Here is a 19688-nt window from a genome sequence, read left to right on the forward strand (position 1 = left end):
CACACACGTCGCCTAGCTTATGTGCACTCTTGTGAAAAGTCCGTATTCTGGGCACCTTTCTTCAGAATTTTCAGCGAGTAACTGCAATGCGGCTGGCTTTATTCGACTTGGACAACACGCTGCTGGGCGGCGACAGCGACCACGCCTGGGGCGATTACCTGTGTGAACGCGGCTTCCTGGATGCCGTGACGTACAAGGCGCGCAATGATGCGTTCTATCAGGATTACCTGGCCGGCAAGCTCGACAACGCCGAGTACCTGAATTTCTGCCTGGAGATCCTCGGGCGCACCGAAATGGAGGTGCTGGCACAATGGCATCTCGACTACATGCGCGACTGCATCGAGCCGATCGTATTGCCACAGGCCATCGAATTGCTGGAAAAGCACCGTGCAGCCGGCGACAAGCTGGTGATCATCACCGCCACCAACCGTTTCGTCACCGCGCCGATTGCCGAGCGCCTGGGAGTCGAGACCCTGATCGCCACCGAATGTGAAATGATCGACGGCCGCTACAGCGGGCGCAGCACTGACATACCCTGCTTTCGCGAGGGCAAGGTGACGCGCCTCAACCGTTGGCTGGAAGAAACCGGGCATTCCCTGCAGAACAGCTATTTCTATAGCGATTCGATGAATGACTTGCCGCTGCTGGAGGTAGTCACGAATCCGGTGGCGGTGGATCCGGACCCGAACCTCAGGGCCGAGGCCGAGAAGCGTGGCTGGCCGGTGATTTCGCTGCGCGGCTGAAAATGGCTATCGCGAGCCAGCTCGCTCCCACAGGGGATTTGCGTCGATCATGCAACCTCTGTGGGAGCGAGCTGGCTCGCGATGAAAGCGACACGGTCCAAGACCTTAAACCGGCTTGGCTCCCATCAACCCCGCAATGGCGATAAAACAGACGACGCTGAACAGCGCCAGGGCCAGGGTGAATTTGCCATTGCCCGCCGCCGGCAGCGTGCGCAACCTGTTCAACCGCACCAACAGCCAGAACCCGGCCAGTGTTGCCGCGGTGTACAGCACGCTGGAAGCCAGCAACCAGGTCTGCCCCAGCGGCCATCCCACCTGATGCACCATCCACCAGCCGGTGAACGGCATGCTCGCCAGCGCCAGGCCCATCAACAGCCAGATGAACACCAGCGGTCTTTGCAGCGTGCGGGTGTGCGCCGTCGCATCACCGCCACGGCGAGCACGCCAGACCCAGATGGCCAGCCCCGCCGCACCGGCCAGCAACAACACCGTCGCCAGGACATGGGCGACCTTGAGAGCGGTTAACGTTTCCATCGTTCGCTTCCTTATGGCTTGCCTTTGAGCGTAGCCCTTCAGCCGAGAAACAGCTGATAGGCCGGGTTGTCGCTCTCGTCCCAGAATGGATAGCCGATCGCCTCCAGGGCGGCGGGGACCAGATGACGTTCGTCATGAGGCACTTGCAGCCCTGCGACGACCCGGCCATCCGCTGCGCCATGGTTGCGGTAGTGGAACATCGAGATGTTCCAGCGCCCGCCCAGTTTGTTGAGGAAGTTGAACAGCGCGCCCGGTCGCTCCGGAAACTCGAAGCGCAGTACCATTTCGTCGATGACATGGGCCGCGTGCCCGCCCACCATATGGCGGATGTGCAACTTGGCCAATTCGTTGTCGGTGAGGTCCAGTACCGGGAAACCCTGCTCGGTCAGACTGGCGATCAGGGCGCTGCGCGGATCGTTTTCCGGATGCGTCTGCACGCCGACGAAAATGTGCGCTTCGCTGCCGGTGTTGTAGCGGTAGTTGAATTCGGTGATCTGGCGCTTGCCGATGGCTTCGCAGAATGCCTTGAAGCTGCCCGGTTGTTCGGGAATGGTGACCGCGATGATCGCCTCCCGGCCTTCGCCCAGCTCGGCGCGCTCGGCCACGTGGCGCAGGCGATCGAAGTTGATGTTGGCGCCGGATTCGATGGCGATCAGGGTCTGCCCGCTGATGCCGCGCGATTCGACGTACTTCTTGATTCCCGCTACGCCCAGCGCCCCGGCCGGCTCGGTGATCGAGCGGGTATCGTCATAGATATCCTTGATGGCGGCACAGATCTCGTCGGTGCTGACGGTGATCACTTCGTCCACGTGATGCTTGCAGATATCGAAGGTGTGCTGGCCGATCTGCGCCACGGCGACACCGTCGGCAAACAGTCCGACGCTGGGCAGTACCACGCGTTCGCCGGCAGCCATGGCGGCCTGCAGGCAGTTGGAATCGTCCGGCTCGACGCCGATGATCCTGATGTCCGGCCGCAGGTATTTCACGTAGGCCGCGATACCGGCGATCAACCCGCCACCCCCCACCGGGACGAATATCGCATCCAGGGGCGCCGGGTGCTGGCGCAGGATCTCCATGGCCACGGTGCCCTGCCCGGCAATGGTGTGGGGATCGTCATAAGGATGAATGTAGACGTAGCCTTTTTCATCGACCAGTTTCAACGAATAGGCCAGGGCCTCGGGGAACGAGTCGCCATGCAGCACCACCCGGCCGCCACGGGAGCGCACGCCTTCGACCTTGATTTCCGGCGTGGTCTTGGGCATCACGATGGTGGCCTTCACGCCCAGTACCTTGGCTGCCAGGGCCAGGCCTTGGGCATGGTTGCCCGCCGAAGCCGTGACCACGCCGCGGGCGCGTTCCTCGTCGCTGAGTTGGGTCAGCTTGTTGTAGGCCCCGCGAATCTTGAACGAGAACACCGGTTGCAGGTCTTCGCGCTTGAGCCAGATGCTGTTGCCCAGCCGTTCGGAGAGCTGGCGGGCGTTCTGCAGCGGGGTTTCCACGGCCACGTCGTAGACGCGCGAGTTGAGGATCTTTTTGACGTACTGTTCGAGCATCGGAAAGCATCACTGGGCGGGTTGGGCAGGGCCAAGGAGTCTAACCCGGCTTTTGGCCGGGCGACCACACGAATCCCGAGGTTTTGTTGGGTTATACTCGCGCCCCTCTCTACTCCCTGCCCGTTTCCGGAGCCCGCATGACCCAGGATCAACTCAAACAGGCCGTGGCCCAGGCCGCTGTCGACCTCATCCTCCCGCAGCTGGATGACAAGAGCATCATCGGGGTCGGCACCGGCTCCACGGCCAATTGCTTCATCGATGCGCTGGCCCGGCACAAGGGCGCGTTCGACGGCGCGGTCGCCAGCTCCGAAGCCACCGCCGCGCGGCTCAAGGGCCACGGGATCCCGGTGTATGAGCTCAATACGGTGAGCGACCTGGAGTTCTACGTCGATGGCGCCGACGAAAGCGACGCGCACCTGAACCTGATCAAGGGTGGCGGCGCGGCGCTGACGCGCGAGAAAATCGTCGCGGCCGTGGCCAGGACCTTCATCTGCATCGCCGATGCCAGCAAGCTGGTGCCGGTGCTCGGCGCATTTCCGTTGCCAGTGGAAGTCATCCCGATGGCCCGCAGCCATGTGGCCCGCCAACTGGTCAAGCTCGGTGGCGATCCGGTGTATCGCGAGGGTGTGCTGACCGATAACGGCAACATCATCCTGGATGTCCACAACCTGCAGATCACCCAGCCGGTTGAGCTTGAGCGCCAGATCAACGCCATCGTCGGCGTCGTCACCAACGGTCTGTTCGCCGCGCGGCCGGCGGATGTGCTGTTGCTGGGAACGCCGGAAGGTGTGAAGACCCTCAAGGCCTGATCCGATGGTGTGACTGGCGCTGTCGTGACGAGGGGAGATGCGACGTTTCGCTAATCCCTTCGCCACAGCATTTCGATTCCTGTCAATCGGGCTGCGGCTTCTTGAATACGTAGAACAGGTTCGGCTCGCTCACCACATAGAGGTTGCCGTCGTCGTCCATGGCAACGCCCTCGGCCTGGGGCACGGTCTTTTGCAGGCCCTGGCGACCCTTGCTCAAGGACAGCGTGCTCAGCGGGCGACCGTCGATATCCAGCTCGATGATCAGTCGCGACTCATCGGACAGCGCCAGCAAATGGCCGCTGCGCTCATCGTATTGCAGGCTCGAGAGATCGCGCACGAACAGCCCGGCATCGCGCTTGGGGTTATTGATGACGTGAACTGCGTAGGACTTTTCTGGTTTGTGATGAGGGAACCCCTGGACTTCATAAATCAGCATCGGGTCGCGTTCCTTCGCCACGAACAGCCGCTTGCCCACCGAGTCATAAGCCAGTCCTTCGAATCCCTTGTTACCGCTCATGTGCACGCCAAGGGTCATCTGCTCCGCATCGGCGGCATCGAGGAACCTGGTGTCTTCGTCCAGGTGGATCTTGATCAGGCGCTGCTGGCGCTCGTCACTGATGACGTAGGTGTTTTCGCTGATGAACTCCACCGCCTCCGGGTCGCCGAAACCGATCAGCGCCATGCGCCGCAGGATTTTGCCGTCCAGGGACAGTTCGATCAGCTCGGCGTTGTTGTTGGTAACCGTGAACAGGCTCTTGCGGACCGGATCGAACGTCAGTGCCGAGACATCGTCATCCAGCCCTTCGATCACCTGTGCTTCCAGGGTGACGCGGTATTGGTCGAGGCCGATGGCTTGCTCGCTGGTGGGCTGCCAGAAAGTGTTGAGGTTGAACCAGGCGCGCTCGAACAGACGCAGGTATTGACCCGCTGCGATCAGGACGATCAGGGCGATCGCCAGCAGCATCAGAATCAAGGGCTTGGGACGGGCAAGTCGGCGCATGAGGGTGGGCTCGGATAAGAACAGGGGGTTGAAATATCACGCCTGCCTGAACTGAAGCTTAATGGCGGTGTGCCACACCCTACAGCGAAGGACGAATTACCTTACAGAGCTGGCCGATCAGCTTATTTCTCGAAACGATAGAACAGGTTCGGCTCGCTGACCATGTACAGATTGCCGGCTTCATCCAGGGTCACGCCCTCGGCGCGAGGGACCGTATCCTTCAGCCCGTTGAAACCGCCCAGCAGGGTCATGAAGCTGACCTGCTGGCCTTTCTCATCCAGCTCCAGCAACAAATGCGAGTCGGACGACAGCACCAGCGTATGGCCAGTGCGCGGGTCTATCGCCAGGGCCGACAGGTTGCGCAGGTCCAGTTCATCGCTGGCATGGATCTGTTTATCGCCCTTGAGCAACTGGCTGCCGTTGCTTTTCCAGATGAATAACGCCGCTGGACGTTCCTCGCCCAGTACCAGTTGCTGGTTGCGTGGGTCCCAGGCCACCGCCTCGAATCCCTTGTTCTGGTTTTCCGATGGGCCGAGGTCGTACTGGGGAAAGTCGGCGATGTTCAGCTCGCGCGTATTCGCATCGACCTGGACGATCGACAGCGAATGCGAGCGCTCATCGGTAATGGCCAGCAGTCCATTGCCCATGAATGACACACCTTCGGGATTGTTCCAGCCCACCAGTGGCATCTTGCGCAACACCTCACCCTGCAGCGTCAGCTCCACCAGGAACGGGTTCTTGCCCATGACGGCGAACAGGGTCTTGGTCTGCGGGTTATAGGTCAGGTCGGACGCTTCGTCCTTCTCCATGCCCGGCAATGGCTTGGCATCGATCACCGCGCGGTAGTCGGGTAGCCAGATGCTGTCCTGGCGCTGGGCCGGACTCTTGAAATGTTCCGACAGCCACAACATGCCGCGATCGTCCCAATGCATCGCGAATGCCAGGCCATACGCGACGGCGGCCAGCAAAGGCCAGACATACCAGCCGGTGAGAAAGCGCGGGCGGCGGGCAACTTTAAGGGCGGGCATTGGTGGGGTGGCCATCGAGAGGTGTATTCCAGAATTCAGGCTGAGGGTAATACCACGATTGGGACCGGCTCAGACGCCGCAAGCCCAGGAATTATCCAGATAGGATGTGAAAAAAACGGTAAATGGCGGCAATGCCTTGTGATCCAGCCGTTCGTCAGTGTGTTTTTTTTCGCCAGCGGTTTTGCCCACGGTGTTTCGTCAGACGATCAGTGCGCGATGGCAGCGTTTGTCGCGGACGCCTCAACCTGATGGTCAAGGGATGTGCGGAGCGCCCCTGGCTACACATCATGCAATTCAAAAGTCGTTGAGTGAGGGGAGCAGCTAACCTAGCCTGCCGATCCAGGCACCATCAATATCGATCAAAAACAGGGATGATGTGTGAATCGACGCCGATTTGTTCTGGGTGGGACGTTGGCTCTGGCTTCAACTTCAATACTGCTGAGCTGCAGGCAGCTTCAGACACAGGGGCCCCGACCGCTCTTTCCCGCCGCTCCCCCAGCTTGTGAAGAGCTCAGGCCGATCAACGCGCACCTGGGCCGGATAGCCGGAGTATACGCTTGTGCACGGCCTTTCCGTCATGCCGGGCCGCGTATCGAGGCGCAACAGCTGGGGTCGAAACTCATCGTTCATAACTATGGCCATGGCGGTTGTGGCTGGTCACTGAGCTGGGGATCGAGCATGCAGGCGCTACGCCTGGCATACGCCGCCTCGGCCGGCCGAGAAACGCTTCGCGCTCTCGGCGTCATCGGTTGCGGCCCGCTTGGCCTGACCTCTGCGCTATTGGCCCAGCAAGCGGGTCTATCTGTCTGCATCTATGCCAAGGCCCTTCCTCCCGGGGTACCGTCCATGGGCGCCACGGGAATATGGTCGCCCGATTCCCGGTTCTGCGACGTCCAGCATGGCCCGGCTTGGGCGTCGCGCTGGAACGAGATGGCGGATGCTTCATTCAGCCAATTCCAACGTGTGGCGCAACTGCCTGGCAGCTCGATCGAGTGGGTCAATGGCTACAGGTTGTCCGATGTTCCATTCTCGTCCGAGGAAAAGCCGGCGCGAACAAAAGATGCCCGGGAGCCCGAATATGCGGAGTTCGCCAGGAAGTTCTTGCCCCCTCAAGTGGAGCTGCCACCTGGAAGCCATCCGTTTCCTGCGCCTTACGCGCGTGGATGGACGAGCTTGATGTTCAACATCACGTCTTACGCCAGCTCGCTGATGACTGATTTCCTGGACGCGGGAGGCCAGATAAAAATCCAGGAGTTTACCCATCCGGATGAACTCCTGGTGTTGCCCGAAGACACGTTGATCAACGCGACAGGGTATGGCGCGAAGCTGTTGTTCAACGACCACACGATAATTCCTGTGCGTGGACAGACAGTGCGCCTGGTACCGCAACCCGAAGTCAGGTATGGGCTGCGGGCGCAGGACTTCCTGGTCATGCCTCGTCGCGATGGCGTATTGATCCAGAACATGGACGATGCAGGAAGCTTCGATAACAGCAACGACGAGCCGGATTACGCTGATGCAATAGCCGTGGTCGAGCAGGTGGCGGCATATGTTTCGAGGATGCGCTGCTGAAGCGTTGAGTCGGCTTCAGATTGGAAGAAACGACCTTCTGCAGGGCGCTGGCGAGCCAGCCCCTGCCAGTCGAATGGCTCTCAGCGGACGCTGCTTTCGAAGCGGCAAGCGCCCGGCAGCTCCAGCACCAGCTCGTCACCCACGTTCAACGGGCCGACGCCCGCCGGGGTGCCGGTGAGGATCACGTCGCCGGCCTGCAGCGAGAAGCAGCCGGCCATGTGCTGGATCATCGGCACGATGGGGTTGAGCATCATGCTGCTGTTGCCATCCTGGCGCACTTGACCATTGATAGTCAGGCGCACGGGAATGTCGGTCAGGTCGACGAAGGTGGCGTTGGACACGAACGGGGCGATCACCGCCGCGCCGTCGAAGGATTTGGCGATTTCCCATGGCAGGCCCTTGGCCTTGAGCTCGGCCTGCTTGTCCCGAAGGGTCAGGTCCAGGGCGGGGGCGAAGCCGGAGATGGCGTCCAGTACTTCCTCGACGCTCGGCCGGGTGGACAATGGCTTGCCGATCAGCACGGCGATTTCCGCTTCGTAGTGCACCGAGCCGCGTTCGACAGGGATGCTGAAGCCGCCTTCCAGTGGCACCACGCAACTGCCCGGCTTGATGAACAGCAGGGGTTCCGTAGGGACCGGGTTGTCCAGCTCCTTGGCGTGTTCGGCATAGTTACGGCCAATGCACACCACTTTCCCTACCGGGAAATGAATGCGGGTACCGTCGACATACTGGTGCTGATAGCTCATTACCGACTCCTGGTTCGTTGATTCAAACAGCGAAGATCTTGCCCGGGTTCATGATGCCGTTCGGATCGAACGCTGCCTTGACGGCTTTCATGTATTCGATCTCGACCGGTGAGCGGCTGTAGGTCAGGTAGTCACGCTTGGTCATGCCTACGCCGTGTTCCGCGGAAATCGAGCCGTTGTACTTCTCCACCGTTTCAAAGACCCATTTGTTCACGGTGGCGCATTTGGCGAAGAATTCATCCTTCTCGAGGTTTTCCGGCTTGAGGATATTCAGGTGCAGGTTACCGTCGCCAATGTGACCGAACCAGACGATTTCGAAGTCTGGATAGTGTTCGCCGACGATCGCATCTATTTCCCGCAGGAATCCCGGCACCTTCGAGACGGTCACCGAGATGTCGTTCTTGTAGGGTGTCCAGTGGGAAATGGTTTCGGAGATGTACTCGCGCAGTTTCCACAGGTTCTGCAGCTGGGTTTCGCTCTGGCTCATCACGCCGTCCAGTACCCAGCCCTGTTCCACACAGTGCTCGAAGGTTTCCAGGGCGTGATTGGCGACGTCTTCGGTAGTGGCTTCGAATTCCAGCAAGGCGTAGAACGGGCATTCGGTCTCGAACGGCGCCGGTACGTCGCCCCGGCCCAGGACCTTGGCCAGAGCCTTGTCGGAGAAAAATTCGAATGCGGTCAGGTCGAGCTTGCCTTGGAATGCGTGGAGCACCGGCATGATCGAGTCGAAGTCCGGGGTGCCGAGTACCATCGCTGTGAGGTTCTTCGGCGCCCGGTCCAGGCGCATGGTGGCTTCGACCACGAAACCGAGGGTGCCCTCGGCACCGATGAACAACTGCCGCAGGTCATAGCCGGTGGCGTTCTTGATCAGGTCCTTGTTCAGTTCCAGCAGGTCGCCCTTGCCGGTGACGACTTTCAGGCCCGCGACCCAGTTTCGGGTCATGCCATAGCGAATGACCTTGATACCGCCGGCATTGGTGCCGATATTGCCGCCAATCTGGCTGGATCCGGCCGATGCGAAATCCACTGGATAATACAGGCCGTGCTCTTCGGCCTTGTTCTGCAACTGTTCGGTGACCACGCCTGGCTGGCACACCGCAGTGCGATCGGTGAGGTTCACGTCGAGGATCTGGTTCATGTAGTCGAAAGACACCACCACTTCACCGTTGGCCGCCACGGCTGCGGCCGAGAGCCCGGTGCGTCCGCCCGACGGTACCAGGGCGACCTTGTGCTCGTTGGCCCAGCGGACGATGGCCTGGACCTGCTCGATCGTCTTGGGGAAGACGATGGCGGTGGGGGCGGGGGCGAAGTGTTTGGTCCAATCCTTGCCATAAGCGTTCAGGGAGTCGGCGTCGGTCAAGACCTTGCCAGGTTCAACCAAGGTCTTCAGTTCATCTATCCGGGAAGGATTGGTCATCGACAGAACTCTCGAACAATTCATGGTCATCCTGAGAACGCTTCACGTCGCAGGAATGAGTGTTTAGCGGGGTGCATATGCTAGCATACCGACCCCGCAGCGTAGTGCCCAACGGCTGTACTGCGGCGACGGCGGTCATGCCGTCGGGCCAGCATGCGCTGTCCGATTCCCTGCCATTTTTCTCCGGGACACAGGTTTACGCAGATGAGCAAGACTTCTCTCGATAAGAGCAAGATCAAGTTCCTTCTTCTCGAAGGCGTCCACCAATCGGCTGTCGACGTCCTCAAGTCGGCGGGCTACACCAGCATCGAGTACATCACCAGTTCTCTGCCGGAAGCCCAGCTCAAGGAAAAGATCGCCGATGCTCACTTCATCGGCATTCGCTCCCGTACCCAATTGACCGAAGAGATCTTCGACCACGCCAAGAAACTGGTAGCGGTCGGCTGCTTCTGCATCGGCACCAACCAGGTTGACCTCGACGCGGCCCGCGAGCGCGGTATCGCGGTGTTCAATGCACCGTACTCCAACACCCGTTCCGTCGCCGAGCTGGTGCTGGCCGAAGCGATCCTGCTGCTGCGCGGTATCCCCGAGAAAAACGCTTCCTGCCACCGTGGCGGCTGGATCAAGAGTGCCGCCAACTCCTTCGAGATCCGCGGCAAGAAGCTGGGTATCGTCGGCTATGGCTCGATCGGCACCCAACTGTCTGTCCTGGCCGAAGGCCTGGGCATGCAGGTGTTCTTCTACGACACCGTGACCAAGCTGCCGTTGGGCAATGCCACCCAGGTCAATGACCTGCACGAGTTGCTGGGTATGTCCGACATCGTCACCCTGCACGTTCCGGAAACCCCGGCGACCCAGTGGATGATCGGCGAGAAGGAAATCCGTGCGATCAAGAAGGGCGGCATCCTGATCAACGCCGCGCGTGGCACCGTGGTCAAGCTCGAGGCCCTGGCCGAGGCGATCAAGGACAAGCACCTGATCGGCGCCGCCATCGACGTGTTCCCAGTGGAGCCCCGCTCCAACGACGATATCTTCGAAAGCCCGCTGCGTGGCCTGGACAACGTGATCCTGACCCCGCACATCGGTGGTTCCACCGCCGAGGCCCAGGCCAACATCGGTCTGGAAGTGGCGGAAAAACTGGTCAAGTACAGCGACAACGGTACTTCGGTGTCGTCGGTCAACTTCCCGGAAGTGGCCCTGCCGGCACACCCTGGCAAGCACCGCCTGCTGCACATCCACGAGAACATCCCGGGCGTGATGAGCGAGATCAACAAGGTCTTCGCCGAAAACGGCATCAACATTTCCGGTCAGTTCCTGCAGACCAACGAGAAAGTCGGCTACGTCGTGATCGACGTCGATGCCGAATACTCGGACCTGGCCCAGGAGAAGCTGCAACACGTCAACGGCACCATCCGCTGCCGCGTGCTGTTCTGAGGCGGCTGAGCTGCAAGCTGGAGATTGGCCTGCGATAAAAAACGGGAGCCTTGCAAGGGGCTCCCGTTTTTTTTGCCTGACACCAGGCATGCCGTGGCAGCAGTTCTCGTGTTACTTCACGTTCACCGTGATTTTCTTGGATACGATCGGGGGTTCGAACGGGATATGACCGGTATCGCCCAGTTCCAGCTGCAAGGTATGTTTGCCCGGGGCCAGCTTGATGGTGGCTTCGGTCTGTGCCTTGCCGAAGTGCATGTGGTTGGCGTCGGTGGGGATCGGCGCACCCGCGGCGGGCAGTTTGTCCACATCGACCAGCAGATGGTGGTGCCCGGTGTTCTTTGTCACATCACCGGCTGGGGCCAGGGCAATGCCCTTTACCCCGAACTTGACCTTGAACTCCTGGGGAACGGTGGCGCCGTCTTCCGGGGAAACGATGAATACTTGCGCGCCTTTTGGAGCGGGGGTCGCCGCTACAGCCAGCATCGAAGTCCCCAACAACAGGCCAGTCAACACTGCACGTGACATAAAGCTTTTCATTTTCTTCTCCAGTTTTTCCATGAAATCCGCCTGGCCATGACAACTTCATGACCATTCGTTGTCGAAGCCTGCGACAACCATAGCAAAGCGAGCCTGAACGAGCGTCGCTTGTACAAATTCAAAGGAGCGACCATGCGCTTTCTGCCTGGCCTGATTTGCCTGCTACCCCTTTTGAGCCCCTTGGCCCATGCCGAGCTGATCGACGATATCAACGACCGCGGTGAACTGCGCATTGCCCTCGAAGCCGACACGGCCCCGTTCAACTTCAAGGAAGACGGCAAGCTCACCGGTTTTGAAGTGGAGCTGGGCCAGATGCTGGCCGGTGAACTCGATGTCCGTGCCGATTTCGTGGTGACCGATGCCGCAGACCTCTTGAGCGGCGTGGAAAGTGGCAAATACGATGTCGCCATCAACCACATAGCACTGACCCCGGAACTGGCAGAACGTTTCGATACCAGCGCCACGTACAGTCAACCGGATGCTCGATTGTTGGCGAGCAAGGAGCCGGAGCAACGTCCCTTGGTGATGGCGCAGTCGTTCCAGCCGGAGGAAGAGAACGAGCCTGCGCCAAGCCTGGTGATTCCGTTCCAGAAGGGCAATCCGGCATTCAAGGCCAGCCTGGACAACGCGTTGACGCGTATCAAGGAGGACGGGAGGCTGGAGCAGCTGTCGCAGAAGTGGTTGAAAAAACAGGAGTGAAGCTTCCAGGCGATGAGGCTAAACCATCAAGCTTCATTGACTGTTGGACCGCTATCGCGAGCAAGCTCGCTCCCAAACTGGAGCTGCGGTGCTCACCGATCATGAGTTCACGACGGGTCGAGTGTGGGAGCGAGCTTGCTCGCGATGGCGTCCTCCAATCCTAAGCAGGCCTGCGCCAGACACTTGCCAACCAAGGCTGTTGTTCCCGTGGCAACCCCGCCGGCCGGTAGTAGTGCTCCAGCTCCACGAAGCCCGCCTCCGTGAGCAAGGCGCGCCAGGCCGCGAGGTCATGGTAGGCGCCGAAACGCTGGCCGTTCCAGCCTTCCTGGTTTTCACCCCGTGGGTTGGAGCTGAACAGCACGCCGCCGGGCTTGAGCGTGGCGCGCAACTGCTTGAGCACCCGGGGCAGTTCCTGGACGGGAATATGGAACAGGACGGCGTTGGCGAAGATCCCGTCGAAGCGCTCGTCCGGCAGGTCGAGTTCCAGGAAGTCCTGTTGCCACACTTCGCAGCCACTGTCCTGGCGCGCCATACGGGCGAATGCCGGTGAACCATCGAGGCCGATCGCGACATGGCCCATGCGCGTGAACGTCTGCAGGTCACGACCGGGGCCGCAGCCGAAATCGAGAATGTGGAAGGGGGCCGGGCCCTGGATATGCCGCAGCAGCGCATCGATGTTCTGGCTGACGTCGTGGTCACGGGTCCCTTCGCGGAAGCTTTCGGCCACGGCAGTGTAGTGGCCCAGGGTCGTGGTGGTGATGGCGCGCAGGTCGTCGGGTGTGTGTTTCATGGCCACTGGCTTGATTGGGATCAGGGGCCGACTATACCGCATCATGAGCGCGTCACCTGCAGGAGCCGCGTTCCTGCAGGTTGCGCCCTCATTTGACTCAGCGCTTGTTCAGCCGCCGCGCCAGTCGATCCCCGCTCAGTTGGATCAGCGCCACCAGCATCACCAGCAGCACGATGACCGTGAGCATGACCTGGCTGTCGAAACGCTGGTAGCCGTAACGGTAGGCGATGTCGCCCAGGCCGCCGGCACCGATCGCTCCGGCCATGGCCGAGGAGTTGATCATGGTCACCAGGGTAATGGTGAACCCCGCGACGATGCCTGGCAGCGCTTCGGGCAGCAATACATGCCAGACGATATGCCTGCGCCGGCAACCCATGGCCTGGGCGGCCTCGATCAGGCCGTGGTCCACTTCCCGAAGGCTGACTTCCGCGATGCGGGCGAAGAACGGCGTGGCGGCGATGGTCAGTGGCACCACGGCGGCCCATACGCCGTAAGTGGTGCCGACGACCCACCGGGTGAACGGGATCAGTGCCACCATCAGGATCAGGAAGGGGATCGAGCGGAACAGGTTCACGAACGCACCGAGGGCGCGGTTCAGCGCCGGCGCTTCGTAGATCCCGCCCTTGCCGCTGGTGACCAGGATCACCGCCAGCGGAATGCCCGCCAGTAGCGCGATCAGCGACGACACGCCCACCATCAGGAACGTATCGACCAGACCCTGCAATAACCGATCAAACCACATAACCCAACACCTCCACTCGCTGTGCCCACCGGCCGGCCCGCTCGCGCAATTGCTCGACATTCCACGCCGAGCCGCTTACCGCCAGCAGCAATTGTCCGAGACCGTGCCCCTGGATCCGTTCGATGCCGCCCTGGAGCAATCGCACCCGTCCGCCCAAGGTGCTGAACAAGGCGGCGAGGTCCGGTTCGTCATGCCCCGTGCCGGTGAATTGCAGGCGCAGCACCGCAGCGGCATCCGCCGACGCCGGTTGCGCTTGCAGGCGGCCTTGCAGTTCGTCTGGCAGGGCCTGTTGCAATGGGGCCAGCAGTGTCCGGCTGACTTCATGTCGCGGGTTGCCGAACACTTCCCAGACCGGTCCCTGTTCGACGATTCGACCTTGATCGAGCACCACCACGCGGTCGCAGACCTCCCGGATCACCGCCATCTCATGAGTGATCAGCACGATGGTCAGGCCCAGCCGTCGATTGATCTGGCGCAGCAGGGCCAGGATCGACTGGGTGGTCTGCGGGTCCAGGGCCGAGGTGGCCTCGTCGCAAAGCAGGATCTGCGGATCGTGCACCAGGGCCCTGGCGATGCCTACCCGCTGTTTCTGGCCACCCGACAGCTGCGCCGGGTAGGCCTTGTGCTTGCCTTGCAGGCCCACCAGCTCCAGCAGTTCATGGACTTTGCGCTGGCGCTGCGCCTTGGGCACGCCGGCCACCTTGAGGGGCAGCTCGACGTTCTGCCATACGGTCTTGGCCGACATCAGGTTGAAGTGCTGGAAGATCATGCCGACACGTCGACGCAGCGCTACCAACTGGTCCTCATCGAATCCGCCGATGTCCACCTGATCGATCAGCACGCGACCGCTGGTGGGCTGTTCGAGGCGATTGATCGTGCGGATCAGCGAAGACTTGCCGGCCCCGCTGCGGCCGATGATGCCGAACACTTCGCCGCGCTGGATCGCCAGGTCGATGCCCTGCAGCGCGGCCACCGGCCCTTGGCTGCCGCTGTAGGTCTTGCCTACGCCGATGAAGCGCACATGGGCGCGGTTCAATTGCGGATGCAGCTCGGTGTGTTCGGCGCTCTGGAGAGGGGGTGTTTCAAGCCTGAGTCGAGCATTGATGGCATTCATGGTCAACCTTCCCAGCCGGCCTGGTAGAGCTTGCCATGGGCTTTGTCCAGGGCTGCGCGCACGGCGGGCGAATGTTGGTAGATGTCGACGAACTTGATCAGCCGTGGGTCGTCCTTGCTCTTGGGCTGGATCACGAACTGGATGACGTATTCCTTGTGGTCGAGTCCGTCGAACAGCAGGGCGGAAGTGGCGTCGAAGGTGTTCGCCAGGCGGATGTAGGCGGGGTAGCCCTGCACCAGGTCGGCGTCTTCATAGGCCCGCACCAGTTGCACGGCCTCGACTTGCAGGATCCGGAGTTTCTTCGGATTGGCCCCGATGTCTTCTTCGGTGGCCTTGTAGCCCACGCCTGGCTTGAGGGTGATCAGCCCGGCCTTGGCCAGCAATTGCAAGCCGCGGCCGCTGTTGATCGGGTCGTTGGCGATGGCGACGCTTGCGCCTTCGGGCAGTTCGTCGAAGCTGTTGAAGCGCTTCGAATAAAGACCGACGTTGTTGATGATCCCCGGGGCGAACGGCACCAGGTCAAAACCGGCGGCGGCCTTGGCGTTTTCCAGGAACGGAATGTGCTGGAAATAATTCACGTCGATATCGCCGGAGGCCAGGCTGACGTTGGGCGCGATCCAGTCGCTGAACTCCACCAGCTCGACCTTCAGGCCCTGCTTGCCGGCCTCCTCCACGGCAGCTTCCAGGGGAATGGCGAACGCAGCGGTGGTGCCGATCTTCAACGGTGCGTCGGCGGCGAACAGCGCCGAGCTGAACAGGCCGAGGGCCAGGGCCAGTGCTTTGACTGGCAGGGTCAGGCGTTGCATGGTCATGTCGGTAATTCCAGTCATTTATGGTGAAGTGTGTACTTTCGTGGTCCACCCTGTTCTCGGTCCGAACGGGTCAGTGTCGGTAGGTCGAACCGGTGTGTCGTTCGGGCAAATGCGCCCCCGTGCGGAACAGTTTTTCCCGCAGGGTGCCGTCGTCGTATTCGGTCTTGTACGACCCGCGTCGCTGCAGCTCGGGAATCACCAGGTCGATGAAATCCACATAGCTCTGGGGCGTCACGATGCGGGTCAGGTTGAAGCCATCCAGACCGGCCTCGGCGACCCAGGATTCCAGCTCGTCGGCCACCTGCCCGGGCGAACCGACCACGGTGATGTAGCGTCCCCCCAGGGCGTGTTGCTCCAGGAGCTTGCGCCGGGTCCAGTCGTTGGCCTGCAGGATCCGGGTGGCGGACTGGATGGCGTTGCTCTTCACGTACTGGATCGGCTCGTCCAGTTCATACCGGGAAAAATCGATGCCGGTCGACGCGGAAAAATGTGCGACCCCGGCCTCGGCACTGGCGTAGCCCAGGTACTCGGCATGTTTGGCCCAGGCTGCCGCTTCGGTCTCGCCGACAATCACGTTCAGGCCCATGAACACCTTGATGTCCTCGGGATTGCGCCCGGCCTGGACGGCGCTGGCGCGTACCTTGTCCACCTGCTTCCTGGTCGCGGCCTTGTCCTGGCCACTGATGAAGACACACTCGGCATGCCGCCCGGCGAACGCCAGGCCGCGCTCCGAACTGCCGGCCTGGAACAACACTGGCGTGCGCTGGGGCGACGGTTCGCACAGGTGGTAGCCCTCGACCTGGTAGAACTCGCCCTGGTGCCGGACCTTGTGCACTTTTTCCGGTTGGGCGTAGATCCGCCGCTGCCGGTCGTTGAGCACCGCGTCGTTTTCCCAACTGCCTTCCCAGAGCTTGTAGAGCACTTGCAGGTATTCATCGGCCTGGTCGTAGCGGCGGTCATGTTCGACCTGGGCGGCCAGGCCCATGGCCCGGGCGGCGCTGTCCAGGTAGCCGGTGACGATGTTCCAGCCGACCCGGCCGCGACTCAGATGGTCGAGGGTGCTCATGCGCCGGGCGAACAGGTACGGCGGCTCATAGGTCAGGTTGGCGGTGAGGCCGAACCCCAGGTGGCGGGTGGCAGCCGCCATCGCCGAGACCAGCAGCAGGGGATCGTTCACCGGCAGCTGGATCGACTCCTTGAGGGTGACCTCCACCGATTGCTGGTAGACGTCGTAGACGCCCACCACATCGGCGATGAACAAGCCGTCGAACAACCCGCGCTCCAGCAGTTGTGCCAGGCCGGTCCAGTATTCGAGGGTGTTGTACTGGGTCGACGTGTCCTGAGGGTGAGTCCACAAGCCATGGTTGATGTGCCCGATGCAGTTCATGTTGAACGCATTGAGCAGGATCTTCTTCTTGCCCTGCGCCATCAGATGGTTCCTCGCAGCGGCGGTTTCTCATCGTTGAGGTAGAAATTGCCCACGGCGTGATATTTCCAGCGCACCGGGTCGTGGAGGGTGTGCACCCGGGCGTTGCGCCAGTGACGATCCAGGCCGTGTTCGACCAGGGTTGCCTGGCTGCCGGCCAGCTCGAACAATGTGCTACCGATGGCCAGGGAAACCTCGGTGCTGATGGCCCGGGCTTCAGCCACGGCAATCGAGGCCGCGGCGACCGTTTCGGCATGAGGGTCGGCCTGGGCCCGGTCGAGAAACTCGCCAGCGCGCTCCAGCAACGCCTCGGCGGCATGCAGGCGGCTGCCCAACTGGCCGAAGCTCTTGAGGGTGAGTGGATCTTCGGTGGCGATATCGCTGGTGGCATCGATCCACGGCCGGGTCTTGCTGCGGACAAAATGCAAGGCGTCTTCGTAAGCGGCGCGGGCGATGCCGGTATCGATCGCGGCGTGGAGGACCTGCGCCAGTGGACCGACCGGCGTGGGGCGCTCGAAGGCGCTCTGGAACGGCACGATGTCCTCGGCCTCGACCCAGACATCTTCAAACACCACCGAACCGCTGCCGGTGGTGCGCTGGCCGAAGCCGCTCCAGTCGTCGATGACCGACAGCCCCTTGCTGTCCCGCGGGACGAACGCCAACTGCTGCACGCCGTTTTCATCCACCACCGACGTGGGGATGCGCTGAGCGTAGATCGCTCCCGTGGCGTAGAACTTGCGCCCGTTGATGCGATAACCGCCGCCGTCGCGGCGCAGTTGGGTGGTGCGGTCGTGGGCAGTCCGGGTTCCGAGTTCCGCCAAGGCGTTGCCGAACCGCTGCCCGGCCAGCACTTCGGCGTAGAGGCGGCGTTTCTGCGCTTCGCTGCCGTTCACCCGCAGGACTTCCACCGCGTAGAAATGGTTTTGCGGAATCTGCCCCAGTGAGCCATCTGCCCGTGCGATCAGGGCCACCACCCTGGCCAGCGTGACACTGGAAACACCGGCGCCGCCATATTCCCGGGGTACGCTGATGCCCCACAGGCCGGAGCGGGAAAACGCCTCCAGTTCAGGGTAGGGCAGGCGGCGCTCGCGGTCGCGCAAGGCGCTGTCGCGCTTGAAATCTTCGGCCAGGTCGCTGGCGACGATCAGGGCTTGTTCGTCGCTGGTGATCACTGCGACGTGTTGGGAAAGCGTCATGTGCGTAACTCCAGAAGTCGGGTCGTCAGATCCAGGAATGCCGGGCCGGCAATGTGCCGTTCAGGTGGTAGGCGCCTATCGCGTGGTATTTCCAGCGCACCGGGTCATGCAGGGTGTGGACGCGCGCGTTGCGCCAGTGACGATCGAGGTTGAATTCGGCGAGGGTGGCGCGGCTGCCGGCCAGCTCGAACAGCTTTTCGCTGGCTTGCAGGGCGATTTCGGTGCTCAGCACCTTGGCTTCGGCCACGGCGATCGAAGCGCGGGCGGCCAGTGGCGCGGTGATGGGCGCGGCGCTGACCTGGTCCAGGACCTGGCCGGCCTTGCGCAGCAGGGCTTCGGCGGCGTGCAGGTCGATCTTCAACTTGCCGATGTCGGCGATGACATACGGATCGTCGCTGGCCCGCTCGACCTTGGCATCGATCCAGGGACGCGACCGTTCACGCACGAATGCAATGGCATCGTCGATGGCGCCACGGGCGATGCCGACGTCAATGGCCGCCTGGATCAGCTGCGAGATCGCGCCTTGTATGTTCGGGGTTTCGTTGATGCGCCAGTTATCGAGCACCAACTCGGCATCCACCCGTACGTTGTTCAGCAGCACGGTCCCGCTGGCCGTGGTGCGCTGGCCGAAACCCGACCAGTCGTCGACGATCCTCAGGCCGGGTGTGCCGCGCCGCACGAACGCCAATACCTGCCGGCCTTCGTCATCCAGTGCCTTGACCGCCACCCAGTGGGCAAACAGCGCGCCGGTGGAATAGAACTTCTGGCCATTGATGACAAAGCCATCGCCGTCGGCGGTAATCCGGGCCTTGAGTTCCAGGGTATTGCGCGTACCGCGTTCCGGCCCGGCGTTGCCAATGCGCCAGCCTTCGAGGACGCTCTGCAGGAGGATTTCCTTTTGCCGTGGCGTGCCGGTGCCGAGGATCAGTTGGAGAACACCGAACTGGTTCTGTGGAATCTGTCCCAGGGCCGGGTCAGCCGCAGAGATGATCGCGAAAACGTCGGCAAGGGTGACGAAGGAGACTTGCGGGCCACCATACTCGCGGGGGATGGAAATACTGCCCAGCCCGCTGCGGGTGAACTGTTCGATTTCCGACCAGGGCAGCTTGCGCTGTTGATCGCGCCGCGCAGCCTGCTGGCGAGCGACCTGGGCCAGATCATGAGCGGCCTTGATGGCCTCGGCATCGTTGCGCAGCACTTGTGCAGGCAACAGCAGTGGTGCGACGTCCAGATCGCTCTGGACCTTTGCTTGCGCCAGGTCAGACATCACAGCCGCTCCGTGGCGGCTGGCAGTGCCTTGGCGTTCTGCACCGGGGTGATTGTGTTCCGTACCATACCCACCTCACATTTCAGGAAAACGCCGCGATGAATGCGGCGGAAAAGAATGTCCGGTGGTCCGGTTCATATACCCTAAACGTGCGTAAATCATTTCTGAAATAACTTTTAGGGATATCAATAGAGTGGATTCGCCAAGTCGTCCTGGCGAGGGTTTATCTCGTGGCCCCGTAGCCGCCCTGGTCGGGGCGCTACATAACC

19 protein-coding genes are annotated in these 19688 nt (G+C 61.7%); 5 read left to right on the forward strand and 14 right to left on the reverse strand.

The features are described 5' to 3' along the window. The first annotated feature begins 86 nt into the window (after positions 1–86). Positions 87–743: a histidinol-phosphatase gene (locus AC1M7R_RS12455; protein WP_072397697.1), complete on the forward strand. Its 657-nt coding sequence runs from the start codon at positions 87–89 to the stop codon at positions 741–743. Positions 744–848: 105 nt separating this feature from the next. Here AC1M7R_RS12455 and AC1M7R_RS12460 read toward each other — a convergent pair whose 3' ends face one another. After that, entirely contained in the window at positions 849–1277 is a 429-nt protein-coding gene (locus AC1M7R_RS12460; RefSeq protein ID WP_072397698.1) for a DUF2269 family protein, read from the reverse strand. Positions 1278–1315: 38 nt separating this feature from the next. Next, complete coding sequence (ilvA, locus tag AC1M7R_RS12465) at positions 1316–2830, reverse strand: threonine ammonia-lyase, biosynthetic (protein ID WP_072397699.1); 1515 nt, start codon at positions 2828–2830, stop codon at positions 1316–1318. 137 nt (positions 2831–2967) lie between these two features. Here ilvA and rpiA point away from each other — a divergent pair, with 137 nt between their 5' ends. Continuing rightward, the gene (rpiA, locus tag AC1M7R_RS12470; protein WP_072397700.1) at positions 2968–3639 is read left to right on the forward strand and encodes a ribose-5-phosphate isomerase RpiA; all 672 of its coding nucleotides are present in this window, start codon (positions 2968–2970) and stop codon (positions 3637–3639) included. A gap of 82 nt (positions 3640–3721) precedes the next feature. Here the strand turns inward: rpiA and AC1M7R_RS12475 are convergent, their stop codons facing one another. Together AC1M7R_RS12475 and AC1M7R_RS12480 are read right to left on the reverse strand one after the other, a co-directional pair. Then, the gene (locus AC1M7R_RS12475) at positions 3722–4639 is read right to left on the reverse strand and encodes an SdiA-regulated domain-containing protein (RefSeq protein WP_072397701.1); all 918 of its coding nucleotides are present in this window, start codon (positions 4637–4639) and stop codon (positions 3722–3724) included. Positions 4640–4761: 122 nt separating this feature from the next. Next, complete coding sequence (locus AC1M7R_RS12480) at positions 4762–5682, reverse strand: SdiA-regulated domain-containing protein (RefSeq protein WP_072397702.1); 921 nt, start codon at positions 5680–5682, stop codon at positions 4762–4764. Between the two features lie 663 nt (positions 5683–6345). On the opposite strand from AC1M7R_RS12480, the gene AC1M7R_RS12485 reads away from it, so the two are divergent. Continuing rightward, positions 6346–7239, forward strand: coding sequence for an FAD-dependent oxidoreductase (locus AC1M7R_RS12485; protein WP_207956647.1), 894 nt, complete (start codon positions 6346–6348; stop codon positions 7237–7239). Positions 7240–7319: 80 nt separating this feature from the next. On the opposite strand, the gene AC1M7R_RS12490 is transcribed toward AC1M7R_RS12485, so the two are convergent. Then, positions 7320–7985, reverse strand: a complete 666-nt coding sequence (locus AC1M7R_RS12490; protein ID WP_072431770.1) for a fumarylacetoacetate hydrolase family protein — start codon at positions 7983–7985, stop codon at positions 7320–7322. Positions 7986–8007: 22 nt separating this feature from the next. Next, the gene (locus AC1M7R_RS12495) at positions 8008–9402 is read right to left on the reverse strand and encodes an FAD-binding oxidoreductase (RefSeq protein ID WP_072397705.1); all 1395 of its coding nucleotides are present in this window, start codon (positions 9400–9402) and stop codon (positions 8008–8010) included. 204 nt (positions 9403–9606) lie between these two features. Between AC1M7R_RS12495 and serA the strand changes: the two genes are divergently transcribed. Beyond that, complete coding sequence (serA, locus tag AC1M7R_RS12500; RefSeq protein ID WP_072397706.1) at positions 9607–10836, forward strand: phosphoglycerate dehydrogenase; 1230 nt, start codon at positions 9607–9609, stop codon at positions 10834–10836. Between the two features lie 111 nt (positions 10837–10947). Here serA and AC1M7R_RS12505 read toward each other — a convergent pair whose 3' ends face one another. Further along, positions 10948–11373, reverse strand: coding sequence for a DUF4399 domain-containing protein (locus AC1M7R_RS12505; RefSeq protein WP_072397778.1), 426 nt, complete (start codon positions 11371–11373; stop codon positions 10948–10950). Positions 11374–11505: 132 nt separating this feature from the next. On the opposite strand from AC1M7R_RS12505, the gene AC1M7R_RS12510 reads away from it, so the two are divergent. Beyond that, positions 11506–12072 (forward strand): transporter substrate-binding domain-containing protein, encoded by a 567-nt coding sequence (locus AC1M7R_RS12510; RefSeq protein ID WP_072431768.1) that lies wholly within the window; start codon positions 11506–11508, stop codon positions 12070–12072. A gap of 160 nt (positions 12073–12232) precedes the next feature. On the opposite strand, the gene AC1M7R_RS12515 is transcribed toward AC1M7R_RS12510, so the two are convergent. From AC1M7R_RS12515 to AC1M7R_RS12545, 7 genes are all read right to left on the reverse strand, one after another. Further along, positions 12233–12862, reverse strand: a complete 630-nt coding sequence (locus tag AC1M7R_RS12515) for a class I SAM-dependent methyltransferase (protein WP_072431794.1) — start codon at positions 12860–12862, stop codon at positions 12233–12235. A gap of 97 nt (positions 12863–12959) precedes the next feature. Next, a complete protein-coding gene (locus AC1M7R_RS12520; protein WP_072459154.1) occupies positions 12960–13604 on the reverse strand; it encodes a methionine ABC transporter permease in 645 nt (214 codons plus the stop codon). Next, positions 13594–14718, reverse strand: coding sequence for a methionine ABC transporter ATP-binding protein (locus AC1M7R_RS12525; RefSeq protein WP_490610438.1), 1125 nt, complete (start codon positions 14716–14718; stop codon positions 13594–13596). Before AC1M7R_RS12525 ends, AC1M7R_RS12520 begins: the two co-directional genes overlap by 11 nt. 2 nt (positions 14719–14720) lie before the next feature. Further along, the gene (locus AC1M7R_RS12530; protein ID WP_490610439.1) at positions 14721–15530 is read right to left on the reverse strand and encodes a MetQ/NlpA family ABC transporter substrate-binding protein; all 810 of its coding nucleotides are present in this window, start codon (positions 15528–15530) and stop codon (positions 14721–14723) included. Between the two features lie 70 nt (positions 15531–15600). After that, positions 15601–16959 (reverse strand): LLM class flavin-dependent oxidoreductase, encoded by a 1359-nt coding sequence (locus AC1M7R_RS12535; RefSeq protein WP_072397711.1) that lies wholly within the window; start codon positions 16957–16959, stop codon positions 15601–15603. Continuing rightward, the gene (locus AC1M7R_RS12540) at positions 16959–18152 is read right to left on the reverse strand and encodes an SfnB family sulfur acquisition oxidoreductase (RefSeq protein ID WP_490610440.1); all 1194 of its coding nucleotides are present in this window, start codon (positions 18150–18152) and stop codon (positions 16959–16961) included. The genes AC1M7R_RS12535 and AC1M7R_RS12540 overlap by 1 nt, the downstream gene beginning before the upstream one ends. 25 nt (positions 18153–18177) lie before the next feature. Continuing rightward, on the reverse strand, positions 18178–19419 hold the full coding sequence (locus AC1M7R_RS12545) for an SfnB family sulfur acquisition oxidoreductase (RefSeq protein ID WP_072397713.1): 1242 nt from the start codon (positions 19417–19419) through the stop codon (positions 18178–18180). Positions 19420–19688 lie beyond the last annotated feature (269 nt).

This window comes from Pseudomonas sp. MS01C9 (assembly GCF_058202755.1).